17 protein-coding genes are annotated in these 17,129 nt (G+C 43.6%); 8 read left to right on the top strand and 9 right to left on the bottom strand.

What is annotated here, in order from left to right:
* Positions 1 to 55: 55 nt before the first annotated feature.
* Genes BU202_RS02485 through yjbM form a run of 6 tightly spaced genes read right to left on the bottom strand, consistent with a single transcriptional unit; the run spans position 56 to position 6,898 of the window.
* A complete protein-coding gene (locus BU202_RS02485; protein WP_075104225.1) occupies positions 56 to 1,789 on the bottom strand; it encodes an ABC transporter ATP-binding protein in 1,734 nt (577 codons plus the stop codon).
* Positions 1,779 to 3,512, bottom strand: a complete 1,734-nt coding sequence (locus tag BU202_RS02490; RefSeq protein ID WP_075104226.1) for an ABC transporter ATP-binding protein — start codon at positions 3,510 to 3,512, stop codon at positions 1,779 to 1,781. Before BU202_RS02490 ends, BU202_RS02485 begins: the two co-directional genes overlap by 11 nt.
* A gap of 1 nt (position 3,513) precedes the next feature.
* On the bottom strand, positions 3,514 to 4,509 hold the full coding sequence (gene pta / locus BU202_RS02495; RefSeq protein WP_075104227.1) for a phosphate acetyltransferase: 996 nt from the start codon (positions 4,507 to 4,509) through the stop codon (positions 3,514 to 3,516).
* Position 4,510: 1 nt separating this feature from the next.
* Positions 4,511 to 5,425 (bottom strand): RluA family pseudouridine synthase, encoded by a 915-nt coding sequence (locus BU202_RS02500; protein WP_075104228.1) that lies wholly within the window; start codon positions 5,423 to 5,425, stop codon positions 4,511 to 4,513.
* Positions 5,425 to 6,243 carry an NAD kinase gene (locus BU202_RS02505; RefSeq protein WP_089503430.1) on the bottom strand — a complete coding sequence of 273 codons (819 nt, stop codon included), beginning with the start codon at positions 6,241 to 6,243 and terminating at the stop codon, positions 5,425 to 5,427. The genes BU202_RS02500 and BU202_RS02505 overlap by 1 nt, the downstream gene beginning before the upstream one ends.
* The gene (gene yjbM, locus BU202_RS02510) at positions 6,227 to 6,898 is read right to left on the bottom strand and encodes a GTP diphosphokinase (RefSeq protein ID WP_075104230.1); all 672 of its coding nucleotides are present in this window, start codon (positions 6,896 to 6,898) and stop codon (positions 6,227 to 6,229) included. Before yjbM ends, BU202_RS02505 begins: the two co-directional genes overlap by 17 nt.
* A gap of 82 nt (positions 6,899 to 6,980) precedes the next feature.
* Here yjbM and BU202_RS02515 point away from each other — a divergent pair, with 82 nt between their 5' ends.
* The 7 genes from BU202_RS02515 (at position 6,981) to BU202_RS02545 (ending at position 11,767) form a co-directional block, all read left to right on the top strand.
* A complete protein-coding gene (locus tag BU202_RS02515; protein WP_075104231.1) occupies positions 6,981 to 7,559 on the top strand; it encodes a CYTH domain-containing protein in 579 nt (192 codons plus the stop codon).
* 93 nt (positions 7,560 to 7,652) lie between these two features.
* A complete protein-coding gene (locus tag BU202_RS02520; RefSeq protein ID WP_075104232.1) occupies positions 7,653 to 8,630 on the top strand; it encodes a ribose-phosphate diphosphokinase in 978 nt (325 codons plus the stop codon).
* A 9-nt stretch (positions 8,631 to 8,639) separates the two neighbouring features.
* Positions 8,640 to 9,761: a cysteine desulfurase family protein gene (locus BU202_RS02525; RefSeq protein ID WP_075104233.1), complete on the top strand. Its 1,122-nt coding sequence runs from the start codon at positions 8,640 to 8,642 to the stop codon at positions 9,759 to 9,761.
* Complete coding sequence (locus tag BU202_RS02530) at positions 9,761 to 10,114, top strand: DUF1831 domain-containing protein (protein WP_075104234.1); 354 nt, start codon at positions 9,761 to 9,763, stop codon at positions 10,112 to 10,114. Before BU202_RS02525 ends, BU202_RS02530 begins: the two co-directional genes overlap by 1 nt.
* Positions 10,111 to 10,326, top strand: a complete 216-nt coding sequence (locus tag BU202_RS02535; RefSeq protein WP_075104235.1) for a DUF4649 family protein — start codon at positions 10,111 to 10,113, stop codon at positions 10,324 to 10,326. The genes BU202_RS02530 and BU202_RS02535 overlap by 4 nt, the downstream gene beginning before the upstream one ends.
* Positions 10,327 to 10,435: 109 nt before the next feature.
* A complete protein-coding gene (locus BU202_RS02540) occupies positions 10,436 to 11,074 on the top strand; it encodes a redox-sensing transcriptional repressor Rex (protein ID WP_075104236.1) in 639 nt (212 codons plus the stop codon).
* Between the two features lie 3 nt (positions 11,075 to 11,077).
* A complete protein-coding gene (locus BU202_RS02545; protein WP_075104237.1) occupies positions 11,078 to 11,767 on the top strand; it encodes a gamma-glutamyl-gamma-aminobutyrate hydrolase family protein in 690 nt (229 codons plus the stop codon).
* On the opposite strand, the gene radC is transcribed toward BU202_RS02545, so the two are convergent.
* From radC to gyrA, 3 genes are all read right to left on the bottom strand, one after another.
* Positions 11,764 to 12,444 (bottom strand): RadC family protein, encoded by a 681-nt coding sequence (gene radC / locus BU202_RS02550; protein ID WP_075104238.1) that lies wholly within the window; start codon positions 12,442 to 12,444, stop codon positions 11,764 to 11,766. The genes BU202_RS02545 and radC overlap by 4 nt on opposite strands.
* Positions 12,445 to 12,610: 166 nt before the next feature.
* Positions 12,611 to 13,378, bottom strand: a complete 768-nt coding sequence (locus BU202_RS02555; RefSeq protein WP_075104239.1) for a class A sortase — start codon at positions 13,376 to 13,378, stop codon at positions 12,611 to 12,613.
* Positions 13,379 to 15,826 (bottom strand): DNA gyrase subunit A, encoded by a 2,448-nt coding sequence (gyrA, locus tag BU202_RS02560; protein WP_075104240.1) that lies wholly within the window; start codon positions 15,824 to 15,826, stop codon positions 13,379 to 13,381.
* Positions 15,827 to 16,016: 190 nt separating this feature from the next.
* Here gyrA and BU202_RS02565 point away from each other — a divergent pair, with 190 nt between their 5' ends.
* The gene (locus tag BU202_RS02565) at positions 16,017 to 17,000 is read left to right on the top strand and encodes an L-lactate dehydrogenase (protein WP_075104241.1); all 984 of its coding nucleotides are present in this window, start codon (positions 16,017 to 16,019) and stop codon (positions 16,998 to 17,000) included.
* Positions 17,001 to 17,129 lie beyond the last annotated feature (129 nt).

The raw sequence follows: 17,129 nt of genomic DNA on the forward strand, positions 1-17,129 counted from the left end.
TCTAATTTCTAGGCTCGGGCTAAAATAATCCACTGGATTATTTTACTCCCACTCCCTATTCAGTAACTCCTTGACTCGTCTGCAGTTGGTAATAAAATCCTTTTGCCTGCATGAGTTGCTCATGATTGCCCTGCTCCACAATCTGACCAGCTACCATGACCAAAATCATATCAGCAGACTGGATGGTGGACAGGCGGTGAGCAATAATAAAGCTGGTCCGACCTTGCATCAGACGTTCAAAGGCCTGCTGGACAAGAATTTCTGTCCGTGTATCAATGGACGATGTCGCCTCATCCAAAATGAGAATATTAGGAAGATGGACAAAGACCCGCGCAATCGATAGCAATTGTCGTTGCCCTTGAGACAGGGAAGCTCCGCCATCTCTTAATTCTGTATCGTAACCTTGTGGCAACTGACGAATGAAGAAATCAGCATTGGCAGCCTTGGCCGCTTCTATCACCATTTCACGTGTCGCCTCGGGATAACCATAGGCGATATTTTCATGGATTGTCCCTGTTTTCATCCACGTTTCCTGCAAGACCATACCGATTTGACGGCGCACATCCTTACGGCTGTAACGCGAAATGGGGACATTGTCCAGTAAAATTTGGCCTTTATTGACCTCATAAAAACGCATCAAAAGATTGATAACCGTTGATTTTCCAGCCCCAGTCGGGCCTACAATAGCCACCCTAGCACCTGCTGGAACATGAACCGTCAAATTTTCAATCAAAGGCTGAAGAGGATTGTAGGAAAAATCCACCTCTTCAAAGCGAATCTCTCCGCGTACCTCTTCTTCTATCAGCGGCAATACATCCCCTTCTTCAACTGGCTCTTGCTCCAAGATTTCAAAGAGACGTTCTGCACAGACAAGGGCGCTCTGCAATTCTGACAAGACCGAGGAAATATCGTTGAAAGGCTTTGTATATTGGCTGGCATAATTGAGAAAGGTCGTGAGTTCTCCCACGGTGAAATTCCCTGCCATAATCCGCATAGCACCGAGTCCAGCCAACAAGGCATAAATCAAGGCATTGATAAAACGGGTCATCGGATTGCTCGTTGAAGAAGCAAAAATCGCTGCTTGCGAATAGGTCGCATAGGTCTGGTTGACTTCCTCAAACTGGTCGATCAATTGCTCCTGAGCATTGAAGGCCTGAATCAGGGGCAATTGACGAATACTTTCTTCCAGTAACTTGGTCTGCTGCCCACGCGATTGGGTCTGCTGTTGATAGTACCCATAACTTTTTTTAGCAATGAAGCGCGCGACAAACAGCGAAATCGGAGTCAATACCACCACCAGTAGCATCATGGTTCGATCCAGCCTTGCCATGCTAAAAATCGTCAGGAAAATGGTGAGCACACCGATAAGAAATTGGCTGAAAATCATGGTCAAACCATTGGTTAATTGTTCGCTATCGCTAGCAAGGCGGGCAACAATATCACCGATACTCTGACGATCCAGATAAGCCAGGGGCAGACGATGGATTTTCTCATAGACCTCTTGGCGTAGCTCATTCATCATGCGGAAAATCAGCTGATTGATGAAAAGTGGTAAAAAGAATTGGATAAAGGTATTGATTGCAATGACCAGCGCCATTCTCACCAACAACTGGACAAAGCGGTCTGTATTTCCTTCAACCAACACCGCATCTACTGCCTGCCCAACCAAGACTGGTAGGTAAACAGACAATATCACCTGTCCCAAACTTCCGATAAGAATAGTCAGGGCCCGAACAGGCTGCCGCAAGATACGAGCTAAGAGTTGAGCCAAACTTGTCTTAGTGTTCATGAGACACCTCCTGACCATGTTGAGACTGATCAATCTCCTGATAGATTGCACAGGTCCGCAACAATTCCTCATGGCTTCCTAAACCAACTTGCCGTCCCTGATCCAAGACCAAAATCTGATCTGCCTTAGAAAGACTATTGGTCCGCTGGGAAATCATGATGAGCAATTTATCAGGCAATTCTCTCTGAATAGCTGTTAGTAAGTTTCTTTCTGTCAGATAATCAAGGGCTGAAGTCGCATCATCTAAGATTAAAATAGGTGCTTCCTGCAAGAGGGCGCGTGCAATGGTCAACCGCTGGCGCTGGCCTCCTGAAAAGTTACGCCCAAATGCTTCAACGCTTGTTTCTAAGCCCCCTTTTTCAAGGATAAAGTCCTTGGCCTGCGCCATCTCTAGAGCCTGCCACAAGTCTTCATCTGATGCAGACTGCCGACCAAGCAAAAGATTGGAGCGAATCGTCCCGCTAAAGAGCTGGGCCTGTTGGCCAACCAAGGCAAATTGCTCGCGCCATTCTCTCAAATTGACAGGCGAATGACCATCTAGTTTAAATAAGGCTAGGTGATGAGGAGCTACAGGATAGAGTTGCAGCAACAAGTCGACCAAGGTTGATTTTCCAGCACCCGTTCCTCCGATGATACCAAGAAATTCTCCTTTTTTAGCCCGAAAAGAAAGAGCTGTCAAGGCAGACTCTGCTGCCCTAGGATAGGTAAAGGACAAATCGTCCACCACCAAGGTCCACTCCTCTGATACACTTGCATACGGAAATGGCTGGTCAATATCTTCTGATTTCTGCTCAAAAATTTCATTCAAGCGACCAGCGCTGATAAAACTCTGGTTTAAAGTCGAAATGACCATGACCATTTTCACCAATTCCACCAGAATTTGCGATAAATAGTTAATCAAGGCAACCAGCATACCTTGGTCTAAACTCCCTTGACCAATGGCTAGTTTCCCCTGATACAGCAAAATAAGCAGTGTGCTATTAACCACCAAAAAGGTAGCCGGTGTCAGTAAAGAGGACCAAAAACCAGCGGTCAATTGCTCTCGGGTATAGGTCAGATTAGCCTGCTGGAAAAACCGTATTTCACGCAATGTTTGTCCGAAAGCACGGATAACCCGCATGCCCATTAGACTTTCCCGAACCTGCCCTACTAGACGGTCAAGGCTTTTGCGCATGAGGAGGTAAAACCTGCTCGCCATGACCGAAACGACAGAAACAATTAAAAACAACAGGGCAATCATGGCCAAGAAATCTAGTGATAAGCTAGGACTGATGTAAAAAGCCATCACGAGAGAGCCAAATACCACAATCGGTGCCCGCAAAAAGAGGCGCAAGAAGATGTTAATGCCCGTCTGAATTTGCAGGGTATCGCTCGACAAACGTGTCAGCAAGCTATCACTGGACAAATGGTCACGACTAGATTTGGGGAGGGATAGGACTTTTTTGTAGAGATCCAGAGTTAGTTCCTTGGTGTAGCCTACTGCTGCCTTGGCTGAATAATATTGGGCGGTAAGTGCCACAATCACACCAACTACTGCAAAAAGGACCAATAACAAAATCATAGCAATCAACTGTTCGTGATTGCTATGAGGAATTATGGTATCAACAATAAAGGCAATGATGAGAGGGACAGCTAGTTCAAAACAGGCTTCTAGGAGTTTGAACAAAGGAGCAAAAATCGCTTCTTTTACATAGCCCTTCCCATACTTCCTAAATCGTCTCATCTTATTTTTCGTTTTCTAGGGCTTGCGCAGCAGTAATAATAGCAAGTTTGTAAATATCGTCCGCACTTGAACCACGAGAAAGGTCGTTAACAGGCATGTTCAAACCTTGCAAGATTGGCCCGATAGCATCAAACATTCCCAAGCGTTGCGCAATTTTGTAGCCGATATTTCCTGCTTGCAAGTCTGGGAAGACAAAGACATTTGCCTGACCAGCTACATCGCTGTCTGGCGCTTTGATAGCCGCTGTTTCTGGTACAAAGGCTGCGTCAAACTGCAATTCACCATCCAAGGCTAAATCTGGCGCTAACTCCTTAGCAATACGTGTTGCTTCTGCTACCTTATCAACTTGAGGGGCTTTACCACTACCTTTTGTTGAGAAGCTCAACATGGCAACTTTTGGCTCAATGTCAAAGATACTTGCTGTTTCTGCTGTATTGACAGCAATTTCAGCCAACTCTTGAGCATTTGGATCAATGTTAATCGCACAATCCGCAAAGACATAGCGCTCATTGGTATTCTCACGGTTCATCAAGAAGACACCTGATGTACGAGAAATACCTGGTTTGGTTTTAATGATTTGTAGCGCTGGACGCACTGTATCAGCTGTTGAATGGATAGCACCTGACACCATACCATCAGCCAAGCCCATTTTCACGAGCATCACACCGAAGTAGTTGACATCGCGGAGCAATTTATCCGCATCTTCCATCGTTGCTTTCCCTTTACGAACTTCTACAAACGCTTCTTTCATCGCTTCAAAATCCGCATATTCATTTGGATTGATGATGGTACAATGTGGGTCTGCAAATCCAAATTCTGACAATAGACCGCGCACATCATCAGGGTCACCGAGAATAATTGGTTCCAACAAACCCTCGAATTTCAAACGTGCAGCAGCACGCACCACGCGCTCATCGTTTCCTTCTGGAAAGACAATTTTCACTTGTTGTCCAACAATCTTCTCACGTAAACCACCAAATAGTGAACGAATTCCCATTTTAATTACCTTTTTTCTTTCTATTTTTATTTTGCAAATTCATGATAACGCTTTTAAAGTCATTTGTCAAATCGCTTTCACTGATCAGTTCTTTTTCTGTAAATGGATTAAAAAAAACAATCCGATGACAATGCAAGGCCTGCCGCTCTATCCCATGCTCCATACTACCACCATACAAATCATCCCCTAACAAGGGAAAACCAATATGGGCAAAATGTACACGAATCTGGTGCGTCCGCCCCGTATGCAAACGAATATCGACCAGATGCACATCGCCCCAAGACTGGACAATCTTATAAGAGGTATGGGCATATTTTCCTGTCGGGGTCACACAGCGCGTGATAATGCTATCTTCTGGACGACCGATTGGCGCAATAATGTCACCACTCTGTGCCAATTGACCCGCACCATGAACCAGAGCAAAGTAGCGTTTTTGAATCAATTTTTGCTGGAGCTGTTTATCCAACCTCGCATGGGCATAGCCATGTTTGGCAAAGAGCATGAGACCTGACGTATCACGATCGAGACGCGTTACAATGTGAACTTGCTTATTTTCATAGCCCTGCTCTATATAATAGCCTTTGACAAAATTTGCAATCGTTGACGAATGTAAGACGCTCGGAATTGAGGCAAAACCTGCTGGCTTATTGATAAGCATGAAATGGTCATCCTCATAAACAATATCCAAGGGATGGGCAATCGGCTCTAACTTCCCTGTCAAGTCTTCCTCGCTCGGAATCTCAATGCGAAGATGGTCCCCAATGTCTAACAAATAGGTCGCATTCTGCGGCTGCCCATTGACGACAATAGCTCCACCTTCATACTTAATCTTTGCCAGCAAGCCTTTTGAAATATCGTGTTTTTTCAAAAACGTCTTGATTTTCACATGCTGATCCACGATGAATTCAAAGCGCATTACTCCACCTCACCGATGAAGGCATCCTTGACCCGATTCCAGAAACTTGTATGGCTCGGCGTCGCCAGAAAATGAATCTTGCTATTATCAATCTGATATTCAATCTGCTCAATATTGTCATAGACAAAGGTCCGATTATCAATTGAGATAGAATACCTATCATCATGCTTAGGCTCAATGACAATCTTATCTTTTTTTGGCACGACAATCGAAGATCCCAAGGTCCGATAAACACGGTTGTTCAAGCTCGCAACCTCTGCAATCTGCAAGGCTTCGATGGTCGGATGTAAGACCGCACCTCCTAGAGATTTGTTATAGGCCGTTGAACCTGTCGGGGTTGATACGGAAATCCCATCCCCTCGGAAACGTTCAAAAGGAACCTTATTGATAAAGACATCTGCAACCATGGTCTTTGATAAGCGTTTGATAGTGGCTTCATTTAAGGCTCGCATGACAATCTCACGCCCGTTCATCAGCTTGACCCGGACATGTAAAATCGGATAAGACACGCGCGCGCCCGTATCCAACTTCAAATTCTCAATCAATTTATCAACTTCAAAGTCGCGGTAATCCGTATAAAAGCCAAGATGCCCTGTATGGATACCGACAAAGCGGACCCGATCCATGATGGCTTCATACTTGTGAAAGGCGGACAAGAGCATGCCGTCACCACCGATTGAAATCACAATATCTGGATTTTTGGGGGTCAAAATAAACTGCGCTTCTTTTAATTTGGTCCACAGTTCATTCATCACTGCTTGACTTTTAGGATTTTTGCTACTCAGTAGAGCGATTTTTTTTCTATCTGTATTCTTCATCTGTATCATCGCTATTTCCCACTCCGTCATTCAATTTGCGATGGGCAGGATCAAATAAAGCCTGTGCCTCTTGAATATCGTCGCGGATTTTGCGCATCTCCTCATCTAATTGGTAAGCAATCTTAGCCGTAATTTCCAAGCGCTGTTTGATTTCTTCTGGAAAATTTCCCTTATACTTATAATTCAAGGAATGTTCAATCGTTGCCCAAAAGTTCATGGACAAGGTGCGAATCTGAATTTCAGCCAGCACCGTCTCATTGCCGTTAATGGTGTCAACCGGATACTCAATCACGACATGATAGGAACGGTAGCCTGATGATTTCATATTATTGATATAATCGCGTTCATGAACAATCTGCATGTCTTTTCGCTTCCTAAGAATCTCAAGCACTTCTTCCACGTCATCGACAAATTGCACCATGATCCGAACACCTGCTATATCCTGCATATCTTGAGCCAGATTTTCCAGTTGGATATGGCGCAAGGCCATCTTCTCCTTAATCGATTCGATTGGCTTGACACGACCTGTCACAAATTCAATCGGAGAATGTTTATTGGCCTTTCGATATTGCTTGCGGACGCCACGCAGTTTAATTTTTAATTCCCCAACCGCTTGAATATACGGATCTAGGAACTCTTCCCAATTCATTTCCATGGCTGCTCCTTTCTTGTCAAATACTTGTTTTTATAATAGAATAGCACAAGAACTATTATACCATACGAAAAGGTTTTATCCTATGAAAAAAAATCATTTAGAAATTGAATACAAGACACTACTGACTAAGACAGAATTTGAACGTCTGTTAGCAGAATTTGCTGATGTAACGCCAGTTATCCAGACCAACTATTATATTGATACGCCAGAGTTTAGCCTACGCAAACACCGTCATGCCTTACGCATCCGCACCTTAGAAGACCGAGCGGAGTTGACCTTGAAAATCCCGCAGGACATCGGCAATCAAGAATACAATCAAGACTTGACTTTGGAGCAGGCACAAACCATTCTCCAAAAGGTAGAGCTGCCTGAAAGCGACATTTTAAGCCTGATTCAAGAGACGGGAACAAGGATTGAAGACCTGTTTGCCTGGGGACAGTTGACTACGAAACGCTATGAAAAAGAGACTGCGATTGGCCTGATGGCTCTGGATGAAAACACCTATCAAGGCCAGAAAGACTATGAACTAGAAGTCGAGGTCCAAGATGCCCAACAAGGCAAGATAGCCTTTGAACAGTATTTAAAAGAGCATCATATTGCCTTTAAATATGCCAGTAGCAAGGTTGCCCGCACCGCTGCTACCCTCCAGAGCAAATCCTAACTCGCAAATAATCAACGAAATCCATTTCATTACTGAAAATTTTTAGATTTTTTGATAAAATAGAGCTATCGAATAAAAGGAGTATTTCTGATTATGGTTCAACCTTATGGTGATAAACAAATTAAACTGTTTTCTTTGAATGCCAACCGCGCAATTGCTGAAAAAATTGCAGAAGCATCTGGTATTCCACTCGGAAAAATGACGACCCGACAATTCTCTGATGGAGAAATTCAAGTCAACATCGAAGAGAGCGTGCGTGGAGTTGATGTCTACATCATCCAATCAACCAGCTATCCTGTCAATAACCACCTCTGGGAATTGTTGATTATGGTAGACGCATGTAAGCGTGCCAGCGCTCATTCTGTCACAGTTGTGATGCCTTATTTTGGCTACGCTCGTCAGGACCGTACAGCTGCTCCTCGCGAACCGATTACTGCAAAACTTGTTGCCAATATGCTGGTAAAAGCAGGCGTTGACCGCGTACTTTCACTTGATTTGCATGCTGTTCAGGTACAAGGATTCTTTGATATTCCTGTCGATAACCTCTTTACGGTACCATTGTTTGCTGAACATTACATGGAAAAAGGCTTGTGCGGTGAAAATGTCGTCATTGTCAGCCCTAAAAATTCTGGTATCAAACGCGCACGTAGCTTAGCGGAATACCTCAACTCACCAATTGCCATTATCGATTATGCTCAAGATGATGCGGACCGTACAGAAGGCTACATTATCGGAGATGTCGCTGGCAAAACAGCCATCCTAATCGATGATATTTTAAATACTGGTCGGACCTTCTCAGAAGCCGCTCGTATCGTACAAGAAGGCGGGGCAACTGAAATCTATGCAGTAGCTAGTCACGGTCTATTTGCTGGAACGGCTGCTGAACTTTTGGATCAAGCACCGATTAAGGAAGTTCTGGTTACTGACTCCGTAGCAAGTAAAGAACAACTTCCTCAGAATATCGCCTTTATCACCGCTAGCGAGTTGATTGCCGATGCGATTATCCGTATCCACGAACGCCGTCCAGTCAGCCCACTCTTTAACTTTACCAATCCCAATAAAGATAACTAGGAGTTTTCTTTGATTTATTTAGACCATGCAGCAACCACATCGCTGTCTGATGCTGCCCTTCAAACCTTTATAGATATTTCAAAAGAATACTATGGCAATCCCTCTAGTATTCATTGGGCAGGCAGAAAGGCAAACAGCATTCTTCGTCAAGCCAGACTTGACATTGCTCAAATTTTTGATACCAAGCCAGAGCACATCATCTTTACATCTGGCGGTTCAGAAGCCGACACGCTGGCGATTCAAGGCTACGCCCTTGCCAATCAGCACAAGGGCAAACACCTGATTACTACAGCCATTGAACACCATGCCGTTCTTCATACCATGGAGTACCTAGAAAAGCGCTTTGGCTTTGACGTGACCTACATTGAACCTGTCAATCACACGATTTCAGCCCAACAAATAAAAGAAGCTCTGCGACCAGATACAATCTTAGTGAGTGTCATGTATGCCAATAATGAAACTGGACTGCTACTTCCTATTCGAGAAATCGGAGAAATCCTCGCCGACCACCAGGCTGTTTTTCACGTGGACGCAGTTCAAGCAGTTGGAAAAATTGCTATCTCACCTCAACAGCTAGGAATTGATTTTCTCTCTGCTGCTGCCCACAAGTTTCACGGTCCAAAAGGTGTCGGTTTCCTCTATAGTCGGATTCCCAACTTTGACTCGCTCATTCACGGTGGACGACAAGAAGACCAGCACCGAGCAGGTACCGAAAATCTGGCTGGAATTGCTGCCATGGCAACCGCTTTGAAAGAACAAACCGAACAGCTAGGACAACACTACCAGACTGTGACTGACTTAAAAGCCTACTTGCTGGACAAGTTGTCACCTAGCAACTACTATCTCAACGAAACTGGTCCTAGTCTACCCTACGTGGTGAACATTGGTTTTCCACACCAGCTCAATGAACAGCTCCTCATGCGCCTTGATCTCGCAGGAATCGCTGTGTCAAGTGGCTCTGCCTGCACAGCTGGTGTCATTCAAACGAGTCATGTCCTAGAAGCCCTGTACGGTCAGGATTCACATCGGCTGAAGGAATCGATTCGGATTAGCTTTTCCCACGAAACGACCAAAGAGGAACTCGACTTCCTCGTTCAACAACTACATCAAATCATCGGAGGCACTCAATAATGGCTTTTGCAACATCTGTAACGCTTAAAAATTGTGACTATAGCTACACTATTAGTCCAGCAATTAAAAAATACACTTTGCGCGACAACACATTTGAACAAACTCATGTCGGCAATTATCAACTGACCCGCATGTTAGAGGAAATCCCTAACTCAAATCAAGGATTCCTCCTAAAAATCATCATCAACAAGGATTTGACTGGTTTCAAAATCAATATCACAGACAAGTCAGGCTTACACTTGGTAGATATTTTTAAGGCAGGTGGAAATGCCGTCATTCAAGAGAAATTTTATTTCCTCATGGATAGTTTAGTTGACCGCGATATTTTCACAAAAGAAAGCACAAAAGCATGATTGAATTACGTTATCAAGATTCCTATCAGCAAATTCGTTCACAAACGTTTGAAAACTTTGATGCCCTGCTTCTTGCTTTCTCAGGTTGTGTAACTATTCCTGATCACCTCAAGGTTCTCTCCTTGACTCAGGACGGGAAAGACTTAGGCTATCAAGGATTGATCGGTGATTTATACCGCTATTTACAAACAATCAACCCTATAAATCAGTAGAAAAACAAGAGCAATTCTTGTTTTTTTCTCTGTTTTTTAAGTGTAATCTGTTGCTTTTTTCACAAACTTTTACTAAAATAGAATAAATAACCAAAAGGAGTAAAAGATTGTGAAAAACGAAAAAAAATCTGCTATCCCTCGTGCTACTGCCAAACGTTTATCCATCTACTACCGCATCTTCAAACGATTCCATGCTGGAAATATTGAAAAGGCTAGTTCAAAAGAAATTGCTGAAGCTATCGGTATTGATTCTGCTACTGTTCGCCGTGACTTCTCCTACTTTGGTGAGCTTGGTCGGCGCGGATTTGGTTATGATGTCAAGAAATTGATGGATTTCTTTGCGGATATCCTAAACGATAACTCAATCACAAACGTGATGCTAATCGGAGTCGGAAATATGGGACGTGCTCTCCTTCATTACCGCTTCCACGAACGCAATAAAATGAAAATTGTCATGGCCTTTGAAGCGGATAACCATCCGGCGGTCGGTACCATTGATGAAAATGTACCGATTTATGCCATTTCCGATATCGAAGAGAAAATCAAGGAAGCCAATGCCCAAACAGCTATTCTGACAGTTCCAAGTAGTAAGGCACAGGAAGTTGCCAACGTGCTTGTAAAAGCAGGAGTCAAAGGAATTTTGAGCTTCTCTCCTGTCAATTTATCTGTTCCAAAAGATGTTGTTGTCCAATATGTAGATTTGACAAGCGAATTACAGACCCTCCTTTACTTCATGAGAAAGGGTTAAGCTATGAAACCCATTATCGGCATTTCTGGAAATGAATTTAACAATGCCAAAGATGATACAGAACCACTTTTAGCCTATGCTGCTAGCAGTTTTGTACAGGCTATTGAAGATGCTGGTGGCATTCCCCTTATCCTGCCAATCGTATCTCCTGATACTGCAAAACAATACGTGGGCATGATTGATAAGCTCATCTTGACCGGTGGACAAAATGTCCTACCGCACTATTATGGACAAGAAAAGACAATCGATAGCGATAATTACCATGCTAAACGTGATGCCTTTGACTTTGCCCTCATTCAAGAAGCGATAGCACAGCAAAAACCGATTTTAGGCATCTGTCGTGGAATGCAACTCTTCAATGTTGCCATGGGGGGAACCCTGCATCAAGCCATTCCCAATCATTGGCAGACGATTACGGCTGATACTCCTTCTCAGACAATCCAACTAGTAGCTGAAACAGCACTGACTAGAATTTATGGAGAGCAACCGCAAGTCAATTCCTTCCACAGACAAGCCTTGGATCAAGTAGCACCTAACTTACAGGTCATCGGCCAAGCAGCTGATGGAATCATAGAGGCTGTTCTCATGACGGAAAACCCACCCTTTCTCGGTGTTCAATGGCATCCTGAAATGCTCTACGATACCTGTCCAGAATCGCAAGAATTGTTCAGATATTTTGTGCAAGACTATTAGTCAAGCTGATTTTCCTCGCGCAAGCTATAGTAGCTTGACCTTCCAACAATTAAATGGTCTAACAGTATAAGTCCTAGCATATCGCAGGACTTTTTTAGTGCTTGGGTAAATGCAATATCATTGCTACTAGGCTGAACAAAGCCTGACGGATGATTATGTACAACGATAATTGAAGTCGCCATATGCTTAACCGCGTAGTGTAAAATTTCACGTGGCTCTGCGATACTACGGTTGACACTGCCTATAAAAATGGTGCGTTGACTGATAATCTTATTCTGGGTATCCAGATAAATGGCGACTAAATGTTCCTGTTTTTTAGAACCAAATTCCTGAATCATTTTTCTTGCAAGTAACTCGCTACCAACAATCTGTTCCTCGACAAGCAATTCAGACTGATTGATTCTTCTACCTAACTCAATCATGGCTTTTATCTCAATCGCCTTAACTTGACCAATTCCTGCTAACTCCTGTAATTCTGCAATGGATAAGTCCTTTAACATAGCAAGGTTGTCAATCCTTGCTAATAGATTATTTGAGACAGCAGAAACAGGTTGGTTTTTTGTACCTGTACGGATAAAAATCGCGAGCAATTCTTGGTTGCTAAGGCGTTCAGCTCCTACTTCCAATAACCTTTCCCGTGGCAATAAACGTTCCTCTTTAAATGTAATCTTATACATCTCTAGCATTCCTCCTCATACTATTGATTCGTAAAAAGGAAGAAGAAATTCCATCAACATCATGATTTTCTTATTTTAGAGTAAAATAAGAGACTAGAATCATCCAGCCTCTTTAAATGTATATGGCAATCATAGCGAAACACCATTGAAATTTTTTCTCCACACCTTATAATTGAACTTGGTTGTATTTCTTTTCGAAGTGTTTGAGAATGCTTTTAGGAACTTCTTTATACGGCGTGCTGTTCTCTAAGGTTCCTTTGACGATTGTCCGTCTGGTAGCATCCATATCCTCGCATGTCACAAGCGTAATCTCAGTCTTTCCTTCGGTATCATTGATGACCTCAACACTCTCTGGAGAGACTGACTCAACCGCTGTTATAACGTAGGTATACATGTTCTGCTTATCTGTCACATAGATTTTCATTCCCGGTTTTGCACGATCTAAAGGTGCAAAGAGGGTTTCACTCGCTCCAGCGATTCCAAAGATATGATGGCTAGCAAGGGCATAGTTACCCTGCCCCATTTCTTGCGTTTCCTTCATCGTTCCTGCGCCATACATGAGCGAAACATTAGACACACCTTTAAAAATCGGTAAATTGATATTCAAATCAGGAATCGCAATTCCACCAATGACAGGAAGTTCTTGAGATGCCCACTGTGCCTTTAGAACGGCCTCAGTAGAGATAGAATTTACTTGTTCAAAATCAAATGTTGCTTTAGCATTCTTATTTTTTAATAAGTCTTCCTCTGTAAATTTGCTCACCTGATAGCGATTGCTATTCCAGGCAATGACCATGTTGCGAATAGAGGTGTTAAAAATCAATAGGAAGGCAATAAGCAGCAAAGCAACTGTTAAGATTGCTCGTCCAAGCGAAGGCTTAAACTTACTGACACGCTTTCCGTTTTTTCTACTTTCTTTGCTTCGTTTTGCCATCTATTCTTCCTCTGAATCTTTAGAATCTGCAGCGTCTACCAAGGCAAAGGTGACGATACTTGCTTCCTCATCGAGACGCATGACCTTAACCCCCATGGTAGACCGACCTGTTTGGGAGATGTTGGCCACATTTGTCCGAATGATGACACCAGTATCTGTAATGACCATGACATCTTCATCACCTGAAATGGTCGTCAAGCCTGCTAGGTAACCATTCTTTTCGGCGACTTTCACCGTCTTGATTCCTTTACCGCCACGACCTTTGGTTGGATATTCTGTAGCAGGGGTGCGTTTTCCGAACCCATTTTCCGTCAAGACGAGAACCTCTTGGTCGTCTGAAATGACTGCTGCTCCGACAAGGCAATCCCCTTCACGCAGTTTCATTCCCCGCACACCAGTCGCGATACGACTCATGTTACGGACATCTGTTTCTGTGAAACGAACGGCGTAGCCGAATTTAGACCCCATGATAACATCTGTTTGACCATCTGTCAAGAAAACGTTAATCAATTCATCATCTTCTCTCAGATTGAGGGCTTTCAAACCATTCTGACGGATGTTGCCAAATTCAGCAACGCTGGTCCGTTTGACAATCCCTTGGCGGGTGGTAAAGAAGAGATAGTGGCCCTCTTCTTGTTCCTTGGTCACATTGATAATGGTTTGAATAGACTCATTTTCTTCCAGTTTCAAGAGGTTAACAACTGGCAATCCCTTGGCTGTACGGCCGTATTCAGGGATTTCATATCCTTTTAGACGGTAGACACGTCCTTTGTTGGTAAAGAATAAGAGTCGGTCATGGGTGCTAGTCGAAACCAATTCGCGGACGAAGTCGTCGTCTTTGACACCTGTCCCCTGAACACCACGACCTCCACGTTTTTGAGCATGGAATTCATCCTGGGCAAGACGCTTGATATAACCTTGATTTGACAGGGTAATCAAAACATCTGCCTCTTCAATCAAGTCCTCATCTTCTAGGGATAACACTTCTCCGACCATCAATTCTGTCCGACGAGGGTCAGCATACTTACGCTTAATGTCCTCTAACTCGTCCTTGATAATTTGTACGACACGCTCTGGCTTTGCCAAAATGTCTGCCAAATCTGCAATCAAGGCGACCAGTTCATCGTATTCTGACTGAATCTTGTCGCGTTCCAAGCCTGTCAAACGACGAAGACGCATATCAAGAATAGCTTGACTTTGACGTTCTGATAGTTCAAAGCGAGTCATCAATTCAGCCTGCGCAATCGCATCGGTCTCACTGTTTCTGATGACCTTGATGACCTCATCAATATGGTCAAGTGCAATCAGTAACCCTTCTAAAATGTGAGCACGAGCTTCTGCTTTTTCCTTGTCAAATTGTGTCCGACGGGTCACCACTTCTTTTTGGTGCTCCACGTAAGCATCTAAAATTTGACGGACAGAGAGAATCTTCGGCACACCATTTTGAATGGCCAGCATATTAAAGCTAAAGTTGGTTTGCAGTTGGGTCAGCTTGAAGAGGTTGTTCAAAATGACATTAGCTGACGCATCGCGTCGAACCTCAATGACAAAGCGGACACCTTCACGGTTGGATTCGTCACGAACTGCGGTAATTCCGTCGATGCGCTTTTCCTGCACCAAGCGAACAATATGCTCATGAACCTTGGTCTTATTAACCATGTATGGAAATTCGGTGACCACGATGCGTTCACGCCCATTGCCATACTCTTCGATTTCTGTACGAGAACGAAGGACAATAGAGCCTTTTCCTGTCTCATAGGCACGGTGAATACCTGATTTTCCCATCACAAGAGCGCCTGTCGGAAAGTCAGGTCCAGGTAAGACTTCCATGATGTCGCGAGTCGTCGCATCTGGATTGTCAATAATCAGATTAACCGCATCAATCGTCTCACCAAGATTGTGAGGCGGGATATTCGTCGCCATCCCAACGGCAATCCCTGTCGTACCGTTGACAAGGAGATTTGGGAAACGAGCTGGTAGCACTTCTGGTTCACGTTCACTAGCATCGTAGTTGTCAGCAAAATTGACGGTATTCTTGTTGATGTCACGTAGCATTTCGAGGGCAATTTTGGTCATACGAGCCTCGGTATACCGCTGTGCGGCCGCTCCGTCTCCATCCATCGAGCCAAAGTTTCCATGGCCATCCACTAACATGTAACGGTAGCTCCACCATTGCGCCATCCGCACCATCGCCTCATAAATCGCGCTGTCACCATGTGGGTGGTATTTACCCATAACATCCCCTGTGATACGGGCTGATTTTTTATGTGGCTTATCTGGTGTAATGCCCAGTTCATTCATTCCGTACAAAATACGACGATGAACGGGTTTTAGACCATCGCGGACATCGGGAAGGGCCCGAGCTACGATAACGCTCATTGCATAGTCAATGAAACTGGTCTTCATTTCACTGGTCAGATTTACATCTACTAAATTTTTATCATGCATTAAATCTGTCTCTTTTCTTAGAAAGTATCTACTATATTATAACATATTGTGAAGAAATTTTCTTGTCGAGACGCTATAATGTAAACATTTTCAAATTGACTTTCACAAGTGACAAACCACCTAAAAAGTGCTAGAATGATAGATGGTTGGGACGTATGTCCCCAAATAAAACTAAGGAGATGTTTAGAACATGACTGCAACTAAACAACATAAAAAAGTTATCCTTGTCGGTGATGGTGCCGTAGGTTCTGCATACGCTTATGCACTTGTCAACCAAGGAATTGGTCAAGAATTAGGTATCGTTGATATCAACAAAGACCGCACACAAGGTGATGCAGAAGATTTAAGCCACGCTCTTGCATTCACTTCACCTAAAAAAATCTACTCTGCTGAATATTCTGATGCACACGATGCAGATCTTGTTGTTCTTACAGCAGGTTTGCCACAAAAACCAGGTGAAACTCGTCTTCAATTGATTGAGAAAAACCTTCGTATCAACCAACAAATCGTTAGCGAAATTGTCGCTTCTGGCTTCAACGGAATCTTCCTTGTCGCTGCTAATCCTGTTGATATCCTTACTTACTCAACTTGGAAATTCTCAGGTTTCCCTAAAGAGCGCGTTATCGGTTCTGGTACTTCTCTTGACTCTGCTCGTTTCCGTCAAGCACTAGCTGAAAAAATCGGTATCGATGCACGTTCCGTCCACGCCTACATCATGGGTGAGCATGGTGACTCAGAATTTGCGGTATGGTCACATGCAAACGTTGCGGGGGTTAAGTTAGAGCGCTGGTTGCAAGATAACCGTGATATTGATGAGCAAGGTCTCGTTGACTTGTTTGTATCTGTTCGTGACGCTGCTTACTCAATCATCAACAAAAAAGGGGCAACTTACTACGGTATCGGTGCTGCACTTGCTCGTATCACAAAAGCTATCTTTGATGATGAAAATGCCGTACTTCCACTTTCTGTTTACCAATCAGGTCAATACGAAGGTGTTGAAGATGTCTTTATCGGACAACCAGCAATTATCGGTGCACACGGTATCGTTCGTCCAGTAAATATCCCATTGAGCGAAGCTGAATTGCAAAAAATGCAAGCATCTGCTAAACAATTGAAAGAGATTATGGATGACGCATTTGCGAATCCAGAAATCGCTGCTTCAATCAAAAACTAAGCCAAAAAACCTTGCCTTGCAAGGTTTTTTTATGTAAAATTAATACTCTATAAAAATCAAAATCTGACTAGCTTTCACAATTGAGAATTGTGAAAGGCTGGAAATAGGACGAGCACAGCTCGCTCCTTA

The organism is Streptococcus cuniculi, from assembly GCF_001921845.1.
Taxonomy (GTDB): Bacteria; Bacillota; Bacilli; order Lactobacillales; family Streptococcaceae; genus Streptococcus; species Streptococcus cuniculi.